The 15,951-nt window shown below is 61.1% G+C and carries 15 protein-coding genes and 2 pseudogenes; 12 read left to right on the top strand and 5 right to left on the bottom strand.

From position 1 onward, the window contains the following. Positions 1-270 precede the first annotated feature (270 nt). From cysD to NKJ40_RS01080, 4 genes are all read left to right on the top strand, one after another. The gene (cysD, locus tag NKJ40_RS01065) at positions 271-1,176 is read left to right on the top strand and encodes a sulfate adenylyltransferase subunit CysD (protein ID WP_352464033.1); all 906 of its coding nucleotides are present in this window, start codon (positions 271-273) and stop codon (positions 1,174-1,176) included. A gap of 2 nt (positions 1,177-1,178) precedes the next feature. Next, a complete protein-coding gene (gene cysN / locus NKJ40_RS01070; protein ID WP_352464034.1) occupies positions 1,179-3,116 on the top strand; it encodes a sulfate adenylyltransferase subunit CysN in 1,938 nt (645 codons plus the stop codon). Positions 3,117-3,126: 10 nt separating this feature from the next. After that, complete coding sequence (cysQ, locus tag NKJ40_RS01075) at positions 3,127-3,915, top strand: 3'(2'),5'-bisphosphate nucleotidase CysQ (RefSeq protein ID WP_352464257.1); 789 nt, start codon at positions 3,127-3,129, stop codon at positions 3,913-3,915. A gap of 234 nt (positions 3,916-4,149) precedes the next feature. Continuing rightward, positions 4,150-4,395: a type II toxin-antitoxin system VapB family antitoxin gene (locus tag NKJ40_RS01080; protein WP_352464035.1), complete on the top strand. Its 246-nt coding sequence runs from the start codon at positions 4,150-4,152 to the stop codon at positions 4,393-4,395. Positions 4,396-4,542: 147 nt separating this feature from the next. Here the strand turns inward: NKJ40_RS01080 and NKJ40_RS01085 are convergent, their stop codons facing one another. After that, positions 4,543-6,129, bottom strand: a complete 1,587-nt coding sequence (locus NKJ40_RS01085; protein WP_352464036.1) for an adenylate/guanylate cyclase domain-containing protein — start codon at positions 6,127-6,129, stop codon at positions 4,543-4,545. 315 nt (positions 6,130-6,444) lie between these two features. Here NKJ40_RS01085 and NKJ40_RS31845 point away from each other — a divergent pair. The 3 genes and pseudogenes from NKJ40_RS31845 to NKJ40_RS01100 all read left to right on the top strand — a co-directional run. Further along, positions 6,445-6,612: pseudogene (locus tag NKJ40_RS31845) on the top strand (inositol monophosphatase family protein); the annotation flags it as partial. After that, positions 6,573-6,716: pseudogene (locus tag NKJ40_RS01095) on the top strand (DUF6429 family protein); the annotation flags it as partial. The pseudogenes NKJ40_RS31845 and NKJ40_RS01095, both read left to right, overlap by 40 nt. A 41-nt stretch (positions 6,717-6,757) precedes the next feature. Then, positions 6,758-6,979 (top strand): hypothetical protein, encoded by a 222-nt coding sequence (locus NKJ40_RS01100; RefSeq protein ID WP_352464037.1) that lies wholly within the window; start codon positions 6,758-6,760, stop codon positions 6,977-6,979. 82 nt (positions 6,980-7,061) lie between these two features. Here NKJ40_RS01100 and NKJ40_RS01105 read toward each other — a convergent pair whose 3' ends face one another. The 3 genes from NKJ40_RS01105 to NKJ40_RS01115 all read right to left on the bottom strand — a co-directional run bounded on the left by NKJ40_RS01105 (position 7,062) and on the right by NKJ40_RS01115 (position 9,849). Continuing rightward, positions 7,062-7,610, bottom strand: coding sequence for a class I SAM-dependent methyltransferase (locus tag NKJ40_RS01105; RefSeq protein WP_352464038.1), 549 nt, complete (start codon positions 7,608-7,610; stop codon positions 7,062-7,064). A 124-nt stretch (positions 7,611-7,734) separates the two neighbouring features. Next, positions 7,735-8,661, bottom strand: a complete 927-nt coding sequence (locus NKJ40_RS01110) for a PA3715 family protein (protein ID WP_352464039.1) — start codon at positions 8,659-8,661, stop codon at positions 7,735-7,737. Positions 8,662-8,853: 192 nt separating this feature from the next. After that, positions 8,854-9,849 carry a Tim44 domain-containing protein gene (locus NKJ40_RS01115; protein ID WP_352464259.1) on the bottom strand — a complete coding sequence of 332 codons (996 nt, stop codon included), beginning with the start codon at positions 9,847-9,849 and terminating at the stop codon, positions 8,854-8,856. 360 nt (positions 9,850-10,209) lie between these two features. Here NKJ40_RS01115 and NKJ40_RS01120 point away from each other — a divergent pair, with 360 nt between their 5' ends. The 5 genes from NKJ40_RS01120 (at position 10,210) to NKJ40_RS01140 (ending at position 15,089) form a co-directional block, all read left to right on the top strand. After that, positions 10,210-10,929, top strand: a complete 720-nt coding sequence (locus NKJ40_RS01120; protein WP_352464040.1) for a FadR/GntR family transcriptional regulator — start codon at positions 10,210-10,212, stop codon at positions 10,927-10,929. Between the two features lie 14 nt (positions 10,930-10,943). Next, positions 10,944-12,149: a mandelate racemase/muconate lactonizing enzyme family protein gene (locus NKJ40_RS01125; protein WP_352464041.1), complete on the top strand. Its 1,206-nt coding sequence runs from the start codon at positions 10,944-10,946 to the stop codon at positions 12,147-12,149. A 39-nt stretch (positions 12,150-12,188) separates the two neighbouring features. After that, the gene (locus tag NKJ40_RS01130) at positions 12,189-13,172 is read left to right on the top strand and encodes a sugar ABC transporter substrate-binding protein (protein WP_502903673.1); all 984 of its coding nucleotides are present in this window, start codon (positions 12,189-12,191) and stop codon (positions 13,170-13,172) included. 202 nt (positions 13,173-13,374) lie between these two features. Further along, positions 13,375-14,355 (top strand): ABC transporter permease, encoded by a 981-nt coding sequence (locus NKJ40_RS01135; RefSeq protein ID WP_352455503.1) that lies wholly within the window; start codon positions 13,375-13,377, stop codon positions 14,353-14,355. 2 nt (positions 14,356-14,357) lie between these two features. Next, positions 14,358-15,089: an ATP-binding cassette domain-containing protein gene (locus NKJ40_RS01140; protein ID WP_254819755.1), complete on the top strand. Its 732-nt coding sequence runs from the start codon at positions 14,358-14,360 to the stop codon at positions 15,087-15,089. A gap of 32 nt (positions 15,090-15,121) precedes the next feature. On the opposite strand, the gene NKJ40_RS01145 is transcribed toward NKJ40_RS01140, so the two are convergent. After that, on the bottom strand, positions 15,122-15,946 hold the full coding sequence (locus NKJ40_RS01145; protein WP_352464042.1) for a sugar-binding transcriptional regulator: 825 nt from the start codon (positions 15,944-15,946) through the stop codon (positions 15,122-15,124). Positions 15,947-15,951: the final 5 nt, after the last annotated feature.

Consider the following 15,951-nt stretch of genomic DNA (forward strand, 5'->3'; position numbering starts at 1 on the left):
TCGGTTCCGAGGCTCAGGCAACATTTTGCTGCCCCTACCAAGCGCAATCGCTCACTGAGCAGAAATTTCCTGATTTTGCTGGCCGTACGGAAAATTCATTCCCGAACCATTCGGCCGCAAGCCTGTCTTGCATTGTTCTGGACCGGAACGATCTGCTAGAACGCCCGCACGAGGATAGATTGTCCAGAAGTGCAGTTTGAATCGGGCGGCTGAAGGTCGCCTCCGATACAGGCCCTTCCGTGGATCGGTACGAAAGAACGCTCGCAGTCCATGAACATCGCACTTACGCACCTTCAGCGGCTTGAGGCCGAATCCATCCATATTTTTCGCGAGGTGGCCGCGGCCTTTGCCAAGCCGGTCATGCTCTATTCGGTCGGCAAGGATTCGTCCGTGCTCATGCACCTGGCGATGAAGGCATTCTATCCGGCCAAGCCGCCCTTTCCGTTTCTTCATGTCGACACGACCTGGAAATTCCGCGAGATGATCGCCTTTCGCGACCAGATGCAGCAAAAGCTCGGTTTCGACCTCCTGGTCCATGTCAATGAAGACGGCGTGCGTGACAACATCAATCCGTTCGACCACGGCTCCAACACCCATACGCATGTGATGAAGACGGTGGCGCTGCGGCAGGCGCTCGACAAATACGGGTTTGACGCTGCCTTCGGCGGCGCGCGACGCGACGAGGAGAAGTCGCGCGCCAAGGAGCGCATCTTCTCGTTCCGCAACGCCCAGCATGTCTGGGATCCGAAGAACCAGCGGCCGGAGATGTGGAAGATTTTCAACACCCGCATCGCTGCCGGTGAATCGATCAGGGTGTTCCCGTTGTCGAACTGGACCGAGCTCGACATCTGGCAGTACATTCTCCAGGAAGACATCCCGATTGTGCCGCTGTATCTGGCCAAGGAGCGGCCGGTCGTCGAGCGTGACGGCATGCTTATCCTGAGGGATGATGAGCGCATGCAGCTGCGGCCCGGCGAAACAGTGGAGAACCGGATGGTGCGGTTCCGCACGCTCGGCTGCTATCCGCTGACCGGCGCGATCGACTCGGAGGCCGACACTCTGGAGGCGATAGTCGGCGAAATGCTCACGGCGCGCACTTCCGAGCGGCAAGGTCGGCTGATCGACCGCGACGAAGCCGGCTCGATGGAAAAGAAAAAGCGCGAGGGGTATTTCTGAGTATGCGCCACATCATGGCCAAGAGCCTCGCCCCAACCGACGGCGTCCGCGACTATCTGGCGGCGCAGGAACGAAAGTCGCTGCTGCGCTTCCTGACCTGCGGCTCGGTCGATGACGGCAAGTCGACGCTGATCGGGCGCCTGCTTTCCGACACCAAGCAGATTTTCGAGGACCAGTTGGCCACGCTCGAGCGCGATTCGCGCAAGCACGGCACCACCGGCGACGACGTCGACTTCGCGCTGCTGGTCGACGGCCTCGAGGCCGAGCGCGAGCAAGGCATCACCATCGACGTCGCCTATCGCTTCTTTGCCACGCCAAAGCGCAAGTTCATCGTCGCCGACACGCCCGGCCACGAACAATACACGCGTAACATGGCGACAGGTGCATCGACCGCCGATCTCGCCATCGTGCTGATCGATGCCCGTCAGGGCGTACTGCGTCAGACCAGGCGGCATTCGATCATTGCCTCGCTGCTTGGCATTCGCCACATCGTGCTCGCCGTCAACAAGATCGATCTTGTCGGCTTCGACGAGGCAGTTTTTAAACAGATCGTCGCGGATTACGGGCAGTTCTCACGTGAGCTCGGCTTCCAGACGATCGTGCCCATTCCTATGTCGGCCCGCTACGGTGACAACGTTACCGGCCGATCCGACAGGACGGATTGGTATTCCGGCCCGACGCTGATCGAACATCTCGAAACCGTCTCGGTCGATGAAGCCGTGGTCGAATTGCCGTTCCGGTTTCCGGTCCAATATGTGAACCGTCCCAACCTCGATTTTCGCGGCTTCGCCGGCACCATCGCCTCCGGCTCGGTTGCGCCGGGCGACGAGGTGGTCGTCGCCAAATCGGGCAAATCCTCCCATGTCAGGCGCATCGTTTCGCAAGGCGGCGACCTTCAGCAGGCTATCGCCGGCCAGGCCGTGACCCTTGTCCTCGACGACGAGGTGGAAGTCTCGCGCGGCAATATGCTGGTATCGTCGGCAGCGCGGCCGCAGGTCGCCGACCAGTTCGCCGCCAACATCGTCTGGTTCGACGAACACGCGCTGCTGCCCGGCCGCTCCTACATCCTGCGCACCGAGACCGACCAGACCAGCGCCACCGTCACTGACCTGAAATACCGGGTCAACGTCAACGACTTTGCCCATGAGGCGGCCAAGTCGCTTGAAATGAACGAAGTCGGTATCTGCAACATCTCGACACGCTCGCCGATCGCCTTCGATACTTTTGCCGAGAACCGGACGACGGGTGCCTTCATCCTGATCGACCGCATAACCAACGCCACAGTCGGCGCCGGCATGATCCTGCACTCGCTGCGTCGCGCCGAAAATATCCACTGGCAGTCGCTCGATGTCGGCAAGCACGCCCGCGCCGATATGAAGAACCAGCGACCCGCCGTGTTCTGGTTCACCGGGCTTTCGGGCTCGGGCAAGTCGACCATCGCCAATCTGTTCGAGAAGAAGCTCTTCGCCACCGGGCGCCATACCTACATTCTGGATGGCGACAACGTCCGTCACGGCCTCAACCGCGATCTCGGCTTCACCGACGCCGATCGCGTCGAGAACATTCGCCGCGTCGCCGAAGTGGCGCGCCTGATGGCCGACGCCGGGCTGATCGTCATCGTGTCGTTCATTTCGCCGTTCAGCGCCGAGCGGCGCATGGCGCGCGAACTGCTGGCCGACGGCGAATTCATCGAGGTGTTTGTCGACACACCCTTCGAGGAATGTGCCAGGCGCGATCCGAAGGGCCTCTATGCGCGGGCGTTGAACGGCGAAATCAAGAATTTCACCGGCGTCGATTCACCGTATGAGGTGCCGGAAAAGCCCGAAATCCATCTTAAGACACTCGGCAGATCGGCCGAGGAGATGGTGGACGCCCTTGAACACTGGCTGAACGAGCGGGACATTGCCGAAGACCAATATGATAGCGGCGGCGGTATCTGACGACGAAGCGATGCTCGCCGTCTTCGAGCACCTTGCCTTGGCGGCGGGGCGCGAGGTGATGCGCGTCTTTCGTGCCGGCTGTGCGGTCGACAGCAAATCGGACAGTTCGCCAGTGACGGAGGCGGATCGCGAGAGCGAAAAGATTATCCTTACCGGGCTGCGCGCCGCATTTCCGGAGATTCCATGCGTGGCAGAGGAGGAAGCGTCGGCCGGCATCATGGCGCCGCACCTCGGCGACGCCTTCTTCCTCATCGATCCGCTCGACGGCACCAAGGAGTTCGTCAACCGGCGGACCGATTTCACCGTCAACATCGCACTGGTTCGCCATGGCGTGCCGGAGATCGGCGTCGTTTTCGCACCTTGCACCGGCCGCTTCTTTTCCGGCCGGCCGGGCAAAGCGGAAACGATCGAGATCAATGACGACTACGAGATCGTCGATCGCCAGCCGATTTCGGCGAGGGCCGGCATGGTGCCGCTGACCGTCGTTGCCAGCCGGTCCCACAACACGCCGGAAACCGACGCCTATATCCGCGCGCTTGGCGCTGCCGAGATCGTCTCGGTCGGCTCCTCGCTGAAATTCTGCCTCGTCGCCGGCGCCGAGGCCGACGTGTATCCACGCTTCGGCCGCACCATGGAGTGGGATACGGCCGCGGGTGACGCTGTGCTACGCGCCGCCGGCGGCATGACGCGCACGCTGGATGGTGAGCCGCTCGCCTACGGCAAGCGCAACCAGAGCGACGACGAGGATTTCGCCAACCCGCATTTTATAGCCAGCGGCAAGGCTGCTGGATTTGGCTAGACGATGACTGCGCAGTTCCAGACCCGTACGAAAGTGCGGATGTACCAGTGGACTTATGGAAGCGACCTCAGATACTGCTCGAGGTCTGTAAACACAACGGTACGATCCCCATCCAGCCTACAGTTGGGTCGGCGTGGCCGGTTCGCTTCGTGTCCGGTCGATACTGCGGGGCCTTCACTCGGTGTATCCAAATTGCTGTATACCGATACACTTGAACGGCTATACGAGCGAGTGATGGCGTTCCACATCAAGAATCCCGAGACCGACGCGCTAGCCCGCCGGGTCGCCGCGCTTAAGAGGACTGGTCTGACAGAGGCCGTTCATCCCGCGCTCAAGCATGAGCTTGAGAGCGAACAGGCTAGACCGTCCCTGGTGGAGATCGGCGTCAGGTTCTGCCGTGATCTGCGAGCCCGGGGCAAGCCTGATCACGGCAGGCCCGCCGACAAGGCGTTTCGCGACAGCCTGTACGAGAATGACTGATGTTCATCGACGCCTCGGCCCTGACGGGGCTGATGACCAACGAGGATGATGCGCGCGAACTCCTGGCCGGCACCCGGCGCGGCTGAACGGCATTGAATCCGACTTTATGTGGCTGGCCACGGTCTAGATTGCATCACGTTCAAGAACCTAAAATGCGGCGGGCTTGCTTCGGATGGTTAAGGCCAGGAGCGCCTCCGAAAGTCGTTTCTTCGCCCGCTCGACCCCGTTCTCGTCGATTGCCTCAACATCGAGGAACAAGTCGAGGCCAGTCGCGTGCTCGCTGATGACCTGAGGGCGCTGGGCGAGTTCACCCAGGAGGCCCTCGACTTCGTAGGGGACAACCTCCCGGCTGATCCCCTTCATGGCAATCGGTGCTAACGGACGCGCCCGGACAAGGTCGCGCACGAGCGCGTAAGTCTCATAGCTGAGGCAGATGCCGCCGGGCTCGGCAATCGACTGCAGACGGGCCGCCAAGTTCGCTTCGGCTCCAATGATCGTGTAGTCCATCCGATCATCGGAACCGAAGTTCCCAACATTGCAATAGCCCGTGTTGATGCCCATGCGAGCTCGGAAGGGCCGTTCAACTCCGCGGTCACGCCACACCCTGTTCAACTGCTCCACCCGACGCTGCATGTCGACGGCCATGCGCAAGCAGGCTCTCGCGTCTTCCTCGACGCCTTGCGTCTCGGGGTCTCCGAAGAACACAAGAAGCGCGTCGCCGATGAACTTGTCGACGGTGCCGCCGTGTTTGAGCGCGATCGTCGACATCTCGGTGAAGTACTCGTTGAGGAGAAGCGTCAAGTCCTCGGGCTGGAGCCGTTCCACGATCGCGGTGAAATCCTTGACGTCGGAGAAAAAGATCGTGAGCTTCTTGCGCTCGGTCGCGATGGTGACGTCCTTCTGGCCGCTGAAGATGCTTTTGTAAATTTGAGGCGAAAGGTATTTGGCGATCTTCAATGAAATCGCGGCCAGGAAGTCGTTTGCCTCGGAAAGCTCCTTGTTGATGCCTTGAATCAACGCGGACTGCCGACGCTGCAGGAGAATGAACGTCAGGCCCGCCGCCGCCGCGAAGCCGAAATATAGGAGCAGATACTTGAAGGTGAGGACGTTCGCAGCAATAGGCTGATTGACTGATATCTCCTGGATCCCTCGGACATCCCCTACCTTCCAGTCCGTCTTGGGGCTGTCCGGGTGTGAGTTATGGCAGGTCACGCAGACTTGTCCCATTACAACAGGGGCCGCCGCGCGGACCTGCCGGTCAAACAGTGAACCCGAGACTTCGATGATCGGCTCCCTCGGGTTGGCGCGCAAAGCAAGGATTGCATTCCGCTCGAACGCATCGAGCTGGTGGGGGGCGCGACCTTTGAAAGGCAGATCCGAGACGAACCGATATTTGACCGACCCGTCATGAGCGCTGATGCGCTTGCCGAGTTCGATCGAGAGGGTTGCTGGAATAGGGATCGCACCTGGCACGTCCCGGTAGTTGTGCGTCGCAGTCACGGCGCCGTCTGCTTGCAGCACGCGTCCCACGACGTCGCTGCCGTAGAATCCGCGCATTTCGTCGATGATCCGGCTGATTTCGCTGGCTTGCCTGCGCAGCATCCGTTCGGATAGGTCTCGGAGGTCGAGCCAGGCTGCGACGGGCAGACCGATAAGACCGATGACCACTGCCGCCACCAGGAGCGGCCCCATGGTGCGCTGCTGACGCGCAATCTGTTCACCCAGTCCAGCCATTGTGCAAGCGCCCGGCCGTCACAGTATCTGAACTATAGCTCATTCCCGGCACGGTGCTAGAGTCAGTCTTGGCTCGATGAAAACACGTCAGCCCTGCAACGTCGGACCGACCTTGAGCGGTTGGTGCTAAGCCCCGACCCTCACAGCGGATTTCGCATTCTAGCGCTAGACGGGCGGTGAATCAGTGAAGGGGATGTCGCAAAGTCGGTGGCCCGGAATGCGCTCCGCGATAACCGCTCAGGGGTCAAAAATTCACCTCTGGCAAGGTTGAGACTTCTGCGGCCGGAGAGCGCGTCGGAAAAGAAAGTGTCCCGCGAAGCGTATCCGCGTTTCGGCCGCACTATGGAATGGGACACCGCGGCGGGTGACGCGGTGCTGCGCGCTGCCGGCGGCATGACGCGTACGCTGGACGGTCAGCCGCTCCCTGCGGTAAGCGCAGGTTGGATTGGAATGCTCTGGATCGCTTGCACGAGAAGGGGCTGATCGCGAATCCGGAAAACAAGGCGAAGTCAGTGGTTCTGACAGATGAAGGACTGCGGCGTGCTGAGGAGCTATTCCAAACCCTGTTCACTCGCGCGGCGCCGTGAGCCAGAGCGCTGGACGGGGCGCCTGCGAGCTGATAGCGCACGTGGCTGAATTTCGACACCGGCGGCGCGCCGACCGCAGGCGGGACGGCCAGTGCTCTCGTCGTGACGGCCAATTGGTATTCGTCACCTACGCCAACGGGCGCATCCGGTCTGTTAAGGCAGTGGAAGAGAACACCGCAGCCGCCGCCCTCAATGTCAACGGCAGCGGCGCGAAGTCCATCCGCAAAATGCTTTCTGCCGGCGAATCGGCGCTCCCGGTCTGAGTTGCAGCCAGCAGCGGGTCGGCGCCCGCTGCTGACACATGGGATGTTAGTGGGGCAGATTGCCACTGGCGATGCGAAATCCCTATGGCTGCGGATTTCCTAGGGTGGGTTTCTCAAGCACCAGCACATGACTTCCAAGAGGCGACGTGTGAGTGCTCTTGACCTGGAAACCTTCGTCCGAAAGCGTCTCGATGAATTCGCCATCCGTTCCAGGCGGAACGCGGGCGACGACGTTTGAGGTGCGCCTCACAATATTGGAAAGCACCCTTCGCGCCTTGCCTGGGCCGATGTTGCGCTGCATGTGCTGGTAGACGGCCAGCAGCAGGACGATATCGTATTTCGGTAGAAGGATATTGCCGAGGCGCCGGCTGCCAAGATTCAGGCGATCGAACCGGGCATGCACCGGGGAGCCGCTCAATAACATTTTTGCAGTCTCGATGTGCGGCTTAGCAATGTCGATCCCGTGGATCGAGCTGGGTTTCAGTTTGGATATCTCATAGGCGACAACACCCATATTGCAGCCAACATCGAGAATGGATTTTCCGGCGTAGTCGACCTTTGCGGAGAATAGCCCGTCCAGTCTGTCATCCCACGTTCCGGCAAAACCCCTTTTGAATCTTGACCACCACAAATCATCAGCTCCTTTGAGAAGAGCCCCCTTGAGCGCCTCCTACCACGAGAGAATTAACGGTCGATACCCATTCAACTGGAATTGATCACATTGACGAACCAAGGCAGGGACGTGTGCGGCCGCGTTACAACCCCATCACCTTGAGTGCCGCTGGAACCGGATAGCGGTTGCCGTCATAGCGCAGCCGGTAAGTCCGCTTCACGGGCTTGCCGGGATGGGACTGGCATTCGCCGTCCTGGTCGGGGGAGGGATTGTCGGTATCCGTCCGCTCAACCGCGGCGATGTCATGATAGCCATGATGGCTCGCCGGGCTCATCGCCAGGCTGACCTGGCTGGAATGAAAGGATTCGGCGCAGCTACCATCGCTGTCACCGCCAGAGCCGGCCACCACGAGGCCGTCGAGAACCACGCGCAGCGTATCGCCGGCGAGAGCGTAGAGCCGCAGGTCGGTTTCCGTGAAGGGAGCGGTCAGCGAATGGTGTGCCATTTCGATGCGCAGTCCGAATGCGCTGACATCCGGGGCCAGTGCATAACGGCCGGTGTCGAATTCCACCTTTTCGATGACAATCATGTCATCGGTCATCAGACCGGGCTGGAGCAGGCGCTGGCGCACCCGCAGGCTCTTCCTGTCGACGACCAGAAGCTCGATATCGCCGACATGCAAATGGTCGCGGTTAGCGCTGTCAATCAGCGGCACTGCGACCAGCAGCAGGTCGTCATGGGCGGGCCAGATCTTGCAGACCAAGCCGAATGGCGCAGCGCTCTCCGGGAGCGTCGAGGCGATGTTGGTATGGGGTTCAAGCGTGAACGAGATACCGTCGGCGCTCTTTCGGGCCTTGGGATAGGCCTGCTGCACCAGCGCGGCGGCATCGCCGCAATCGCCCGCCGCGGCCCTGGCGGGCGACAGGCTGGTCAGGCAGAGGAAGAAGACAGGCAACAGGATTCGCATGAGGTTCTCACGTCCCCGCGCCCGATGCGGGCAGGCATGTCTACGCGAGATTGCTGGTGACGCACAGGGGGCGCGGAAAAGTCGGCCAAGGCGGTCGATCAAACGCTGGATCGAGAGAGCTCGTTTGACAATCCAAGATCCGGCACTAACTGCCGAATTCTTACCGGTTAAGTGCCACGCGACGGCCGCTCCAGGGCTGAAACCCCGTCGTCCACAGACCGACTGTACTGGTGGCTCGAGATGTATGACTTAGCGGGGCCGCAGGGTCCAGCTCTGTACCGCCGACAATGCACATCAGCCAGGCTGCTGTATTGCGGCGAGTTTCCACCCATCGCCGTCCTGGCGCATGAAGGTCCACAGTTCGGTTGTCTCCGTCGGCCGATCGGCCTGGCCCTCAACGATCTTGCCGCTGATGCGATCGCGGGTCACGTCGCGAGACTCATAGCGCAAAGCAGCCGTCGCGTAGTCGCGATCACCCTCTCGCCAACTTTCCGCAATATCGGCCTCCAGCAGGCTGACGTCCGATACGTCGTTCCTGACGCCCTTTTTGGCATTGTCGGCAAGTTCCTCGGACAGATAGGACACCATCTCGGGCGTCACCAACCGGCGCAATGCAGAATGGTCCTCACGCCCGAATGCTTCCTGAACTTCCGTCAGCCGTTGCTGGAACGTGTCGAGGTCGGTTTGGGTGAGTGTGACTTCATCGGAAGCACTGGCTTGGGAAGGACTGGCTTGGCTCGTTCCGCCAAATCCCGACCCGATGCCTGAAATGGGGAAAACTTCGACGTTGCTCGGCTCGGGCCGGGCTGCTGCGTTGCGCCCAAAGCTCGCTGTACCGCGCGAGGCACCGGCCATAGCGGGCGCTGGGCTTTGCGCCGCCTGCGAGCGGAAAAAGCGGATCGCCAGCATGATCACGCCGCCGATCAGCAGTACTTGGAGCAAAAGACCCAACATGCCGGCCAAGCCGCCGAACCCATGGCCCAGAAGAACGCCGATCAAACCGCCGAGAAGCAGCCCCCGCATCATCGATCCGCCGAGGCCGTTGAAGAAGCCCGGGCGTTGGAATGCCTGCGGCTGACGGGCCGCATTGTTCGTTGCGGCATTCGGCGTCATCGAGCGCTCGACCGGTTGCGGCGCAACTCTGGTCGGCGGGACCGGCTGGAAAGTGCGCATGCCGCGACTGCCGAAGCTGCCGCCACGGCGCGCATCGGCGTGATCCACAGCGACCATGGAAAATGCCAGGAACAACCCCACAAACAAAACTGCAAATCGTCCCCAACGCGAAATCAGCATAGGCAAATCCTCAAGTGACGCTTTGTCCACCCATATGGGGTGCGTCGATCGATATATCAGTGAATCGTGCGCCGAGATATTTTCGGACGGCATGGTCGGCCGCCCGCCGGTGTTCACCACGAGAATGTCCAGCCTACCCAAGCGAGATGATCGCCTGAGGAATCCCGCGCCCGGCCGACCGGCATCGGTCGCGTCAAGAGCATCGGTCATGCAAGCCTCTGATCATCGGTCTCCCGGCGATGATGCCGACGGTCTCCCTGCGATGAACTCGAGCTTGACATACAGCTTTCCTAGGTACTATCAACACATCTGGAAAACATGCCATACAGGTTTGCCCACTTCTGAACTGGAGATTGCGTGAGCACGGCGGTATCCGCAAAACATTCCGACGCTGCTAGCCTGGTCAGCAATACGATCGGCGAGATCACGCGCCATATCCGCGCGCATGAACTCGGGCCCGGCGACCGGCTGCCCAGCGAGGCCGCGCTTTCGAGACAATTGAGCGTCTCGCGTACCGTGGTTCGCGAGGCCTTCAGCTCGCTCGCCGCCATGCGGCTTATCGACCTGAGGGCGGGCAGACGGGCTACCGTCGCCGAGCTGGATTATGGCGCCATGTCACTGGTGATCGAGCATGGCGTCCACACCGAGCAGATCACGGTGCAGCAAATCTACGACGTGCGCCGCACGATTGAGACCCGCACCGCCATGCTGGCGGCCTTGCGCAGAACGGCCGACGAAGTGGAAAGGATCAGAACCCACGCGCTCGCCATGCGCGAGAATTTCCAGCGGCCGGAGCAGGTCATGGAGCATGATCTCGCCTTTCACCTCGAAATCGCCAAGGCTGCGAAGAATCCGGTTTTCAGCCTCATCGTCGGCGCGTTCGAGCGCGTATCGCGCCAGACCTGGCCGGTCGGCTGGCGGACCCGCCCTTCGGATGCCGAGCAGTTGGAGATGATCCAGATCCACATCGACCTCGCCGAAGCAATCGAGACCGGTGATCCCCAGTCGGCGCGTGACCTGATGGCGAGGCATTTTGACGAGAGCGTCAAGGCCCTGCTGGCGGCCGGCATCGCCTGAGGAGCAGGGGCGCAATGAAGATCACGAAACTGGAAACGCTGCGGCTCAAGGAGCGGCCGAACCTTCTCTGGGTCCTGGTTCACACGGACGAGGGCCTCGTCGGACTCGGCGAGACCTTCTTCATGGCTGAGACCGTCGAGACCTATCTGCACGAATACGTTGCGCCGTGCGTGATCGGGCGCGACCCCTTGCAGATCGACCTGCTTGCCGCCGACCTCGTCGGCTATCTCGGTTTCCGATCGACGGGCGCGGAAGTCAGGGGCAACTCCGCTTTCGATATCGCGCTTTGGGATCTGTTCGGAAAGGCGACGGGTCAGCCGATCGCACAGCTCCTCGGCGGTTTCACACGGCACGAGATCAGGACCTACAACACCTGTGCCGGAACCGAATACATCAAGAAGGCCACCGGCCAGACGACGGCCAATTACGGGCTCGATAAGGCCGGCGACGCCTATGATGATCTGAACGGCTTCCTTCACCGCGCCGACGAACTGGCGCTTTCGTTGTTGGAGGAAGGCATCACGGCCATGAAGATCTGGCCCTTCGACATGGCCGCCGAGAAAACACGCGGCCAGTATATATCGCAACCCGATTTGAATTCCGCGCTGGCGCCATTCGAGAAAATCCGCAATGCGGTCGGCGACAAGATGGACATCATGGTTGAATTCCATTCAATGTGGCAGCTGCTGCCGGCCATGCAGATCGCTCGCGAGCTTGCCCCCTACAAGACATTCTGGCACGAAGATCCGATCAGGATGGACAGCCTGTCCAGCCTGAAACGCTATGCCGAGGCTTCGCTGGCGCCGATATCGGCTTCGGAAACGCTCGGTTCCCGGTGGGCCTTCCGCGACCTTCTCGAAACCGGAGCGGCCGGTGTCATCATGCTTGATATCAGCTGGTGCGGCGGGCTCTCAGAGGCGCGCAAGATCGCCGCCATGGCTGAAGCGTGGCACCTGCCGGTCGCGCCGCACGACTGCACCGGTCCAGTGGTGCTCGGCGCATCGACCCACCTGTCGCTGAATGCGCCGAACGCGCTTGTCCAGGAGAGTGTCAGGGCCTTTTACAAGACTTGGTACCGCGACCTTGTGACCGCGTTGCCGCAGGTGAAGAACGGCATGATCACCGTGCCTCCCGGACCGGGCCTCGGCATGGAACTGAACCCGGAGATCGATCGCGCCTTCACTGCGCTTCGACGGGTAACTGACGCATCTACGCTCTGAAAATGAACCTGAAGCAGCTTTCTACGGAGGAGGAGAACCATGAAGAAGCTACTTATCTCGGCAGCCTTGGGAGCAGTACTGGCTGGAGCCTCGGCAATCGGCTCACGCGCGCAGGAGCCGATGAACATCGTCTTCACGCATCATTCGTCGGCGTCGAACCCGTTCTGGCAGGCGGTGAAGAAGGGGTTTGACGACGCCTGCGCCAAGATCCAGGCCAATTGCCAGATGGTCTTCACCCAGACCGAAGGCTCGATCGAGCAACAATCGGCCAACATGCAGGCGGCACTCGCGGGAAAACCGGACGCGCTGATCACCTCGATCGTCGACAACAATGCCTTCGACCAGATCATCGCCGACGCCCGCGCCGCCGGGGTCACGGTCATTGCGTCCAACGTCGACGACACCGAGGGTGCAGCCGGCAATGCCCGCCAGGCGTTCATCGGCCAGGGCTTCATTCCCGCCGGCTACGAACTCGGCAAGAAGATGTCCGAGTTCTTCCCCAAGGAAGGCAAGATCAGGGCGCTCGTCGGCGTCTCCGCGCCCGGTCAGAACTGGTCGGAACAGCGCGCTGCCGGCGTCATGAAATTTCTTGAGGAATACAAGGCCGCGAATGCCGGACGCGAAGTGGTCATTGAACGGCTCGACACCGGCACAGATGGCGCCGTCGTCGCCGATCGTGTTGGCGCCTATCTGTCCGCCCACCCGGACACCACGGTGTATTTCGACACCGGCCTTTGGCATGCCTACGTCGCCCAGGTACTGATCGATCGCGGCATCGAGCCGGGCAAGGTGCTGATGGGCGGCTTTGATATCGTCTCGGAAGTCCTGCAACAGATGGAAGCGGGTTATATCCAGGTCCAGGTCGACCAGCAGCCCTACATGCAGGGCTTCATGCCGGTGATGGAAGCCTATCTGGCCAAGAATGTCGGTCTGCTGCCAGCAGACATCGACACCGGCAAGGGCATCATCGTCAAGGAAGACGTGCCGAAGCTGAAGGAACTGGCCGCAAAAGGCGTGCGGTAGGCGGCGAAGCCGGCGTCCTCTCCTCGTTCTTTGCGGGAGGGGCAGGGGTGAGGGGCAGGCCGCGTGGCCTTTGGGCGTTTTAGCTCCGCCCCTCATCCTGCTACCGCATCTCCCCGACAAGGGTGGTAGAGGACAGACTGCCACCATCCCCCCCTTGCCGATGCGACAAGCCAGCGCAAACAATCCCAAGCCGGAGCAAATGATGAAGCGCTTGATGAAGATTTATCTGGAGAAGCCGGAGCTTGCCGCGGTTGTGTTCCTGCTCCTCCTCCTGCTCGTCTTTCAGATTCGCTCGAACGGCGTATTTTTGAACACACAGAACGTGCGCGGAATGCTTGGGCTGCTGCCTGAAATGGGGCTGGTGGCGATCGGCGTGACCCTGCTGATGATATGCGGCGAGTTTGATCTTTCCGTGGGCTCGGTCTTTGCGCTGACCCCGATGACCATGGCGGTGATGCTGGCGGCCGGCGTGCCGTTCGCGCCGGCCTTTGCCGCCGGCCTCGCGATCGCCGCCCTGATTGGCTTCTTCAACGGGTTCATAACGATTCGTTTCGCGATACCAAGCTTCATCACCACGCTTGGCATGCTGTTCATCGCCCGTTCGCTGACGGTGGTAATCTCCGGTGGCTTCCCTCCTGTTATCCCGGCCAACGCTCTGCCCAAATGGCTGTTTACGATCTATGTCGGGCCGGGCGACCTCTTTCGCATGTCGTTCTTCTGGTTTGTCGCCGTGGCAATCCTGGTGACGGTGCTCCTGTCGCGCACGAATTTCGGCAATTGGGTGCGCGCCACCGGCGGCTTTCTGCCCGCCGCCCAGTCGATGGGCATCCCGACGGCCCGGGTGAAGGTCGCCTGCTTCATGATCTGTTCGGTGCTCGCCGGCTTTGCCGGCACCATTCAGGTGATGCGGCTCGGCGCGCCGCTGCCCTCGATCGGCGAGGGGCTGGAGTTGCAAGCCGTGTCGGCTGCCGTCATCGGTGGCGCCTCGCTGGCTGGCGGCATCGGCACCATCTTCGGCGGCATCATCGGGGCTGCCCTTATCCGCGTCATCGACAACGGACTGGTACTGAGCCAGGTTGACGCCAACTGGTTCAAGATGGCAATCGGCTTCCTGACTATCTTCGCGGTCGTCGTGAATGCCTGGCTTCGAAAGCGGGGCAGGGCAATGAAGGTGGAGACCTGATCATGGCGGCACCCATCATCGCGATCAAGGGACTCCAGAAATGGTATTCCGGCGTCCACGCCTTGAAGAACGTCACTCTGGACATTTATCCAGACGAGGCACTGGGCCTCGTCGGCGACAACGGCGCCGGCAAATCGACGCTGATCAACATCCTGTCAGGCACCCAAAAGCCGGATGGCGGCGAGATCAGAATCGAAGGTGAACCGGTCCGCTTCTCGAACCCGCGCGACGCCATGGATCGCGGCATTGAGACGATCTACCAGTACAATTCGATGGTCCCGACCATGACCATCGCCCGCAACGTTTTCATTGGACGCGAGCCGGTGAAGGGTTCGGTTTTCGGTATCGGCATCCTGGACCAGAAGCGCATGCGTGACGAAAGCGTCAAGGCGATCGCCGACGTTGATCTGCATCTGAGGTCGCCCGACGCGCTTGTCGGCGAACTGTCAGGCGGCCAGCGCCAAGGCGTGGCGATCGCCCGGGCCATGCACTTCAAGTCGAAAGTCATGATTCTCGACGAGCCGACCAATCATCTCTCGGTGAAGGAGACGCGAAAGGTGATCGGCTTCGTTCGCGCCCTCAAGGCCCAGAACATCACCAGCGTCTTCATCAGCCACAACATGCATCATGTTTTCGAATGCTGTGACCGGGTCGTTGCCATGGCGCGCGGCGAGATCGTTCTCGACAAGCGGATCGGCGAGACTTCGATCGAGGAAATCCACGAGGTTCTGTGACGTGAGAAGCGATCACCTAGAGGTCAGTCTGGCTACGGCTTTTCCGCAAGGATCGCCTCAGCGGTTTTCTCGTCGGTGATCAGCACATCGACGACTCCCAGACGCAACACGGCGCGCAGCACCGGAACCTTGTCGAGGCCGCCGGAAGGCAGGATCACAGTCTCGACCTCGCGCAGATGTTCGGGGGCGAGGCCGATGACGCGACTGTTTAGCGGGTGATCGACAAGTTGTCCGTCGGCACCGATCCAGTGGCCGCAAATATCGCCGACGGCTCCGGCTTCGCGGAGCGATCTAAGATCATCGTCTCCTACCAGTCCGATCCGAAAGATGGTGGCGTCCTTGTGCACCGCGCCGACCGAAACAAAAGCCGCGTCAACGTCGCGGGCATGGGTGAAGGCGTCTTCCAGAATAGACTGGCGCATAAGCAGATCGCGCGTGGCCTCCGTGTCCGTGAACACCGGTGCCGCGATGTAGAAGCATTCCGCATCGAAAAGCGCCGCGAGCCGCGAAGCGATTTCATAGATGTTGATCGCCGATCCACGCGTGAGCCCGCCAAGCAGGGAAACGACCGACATCCCTTTGACCGGGCGTACTGTCACTGACCGCAGACTAAGCTGGAGCGTCCGTCCCCATCCCACGCCCACCGATATCCCGTCATGGATTCTAAGCGACAGGGCTTCACCGGCAGCGGCTGCGATGACCTGTGGCACCAGGGCAGGATCGGGCGGTGTCGGAACCACAATCGGGTCGGAGACGCCATAGGCGTCCCGCAGCCGGTTCTCCAGCTCGATGCAGTTCGCCACCTTGGAATTGATGCGAATCTGAACGATCCCCCGCTGGCGGGCATGCGCCAGCATCCGGT

The sequence above is a fragment of the Mesorhizobium sp. M0119 genome (genome assembly GCF_040322615.1).
Lineage (GTDB): Bacteria > Pseudomonadota > Alphaproteobacteria > Rhizobiales > Rhizobiaceae > Mesorhizobium.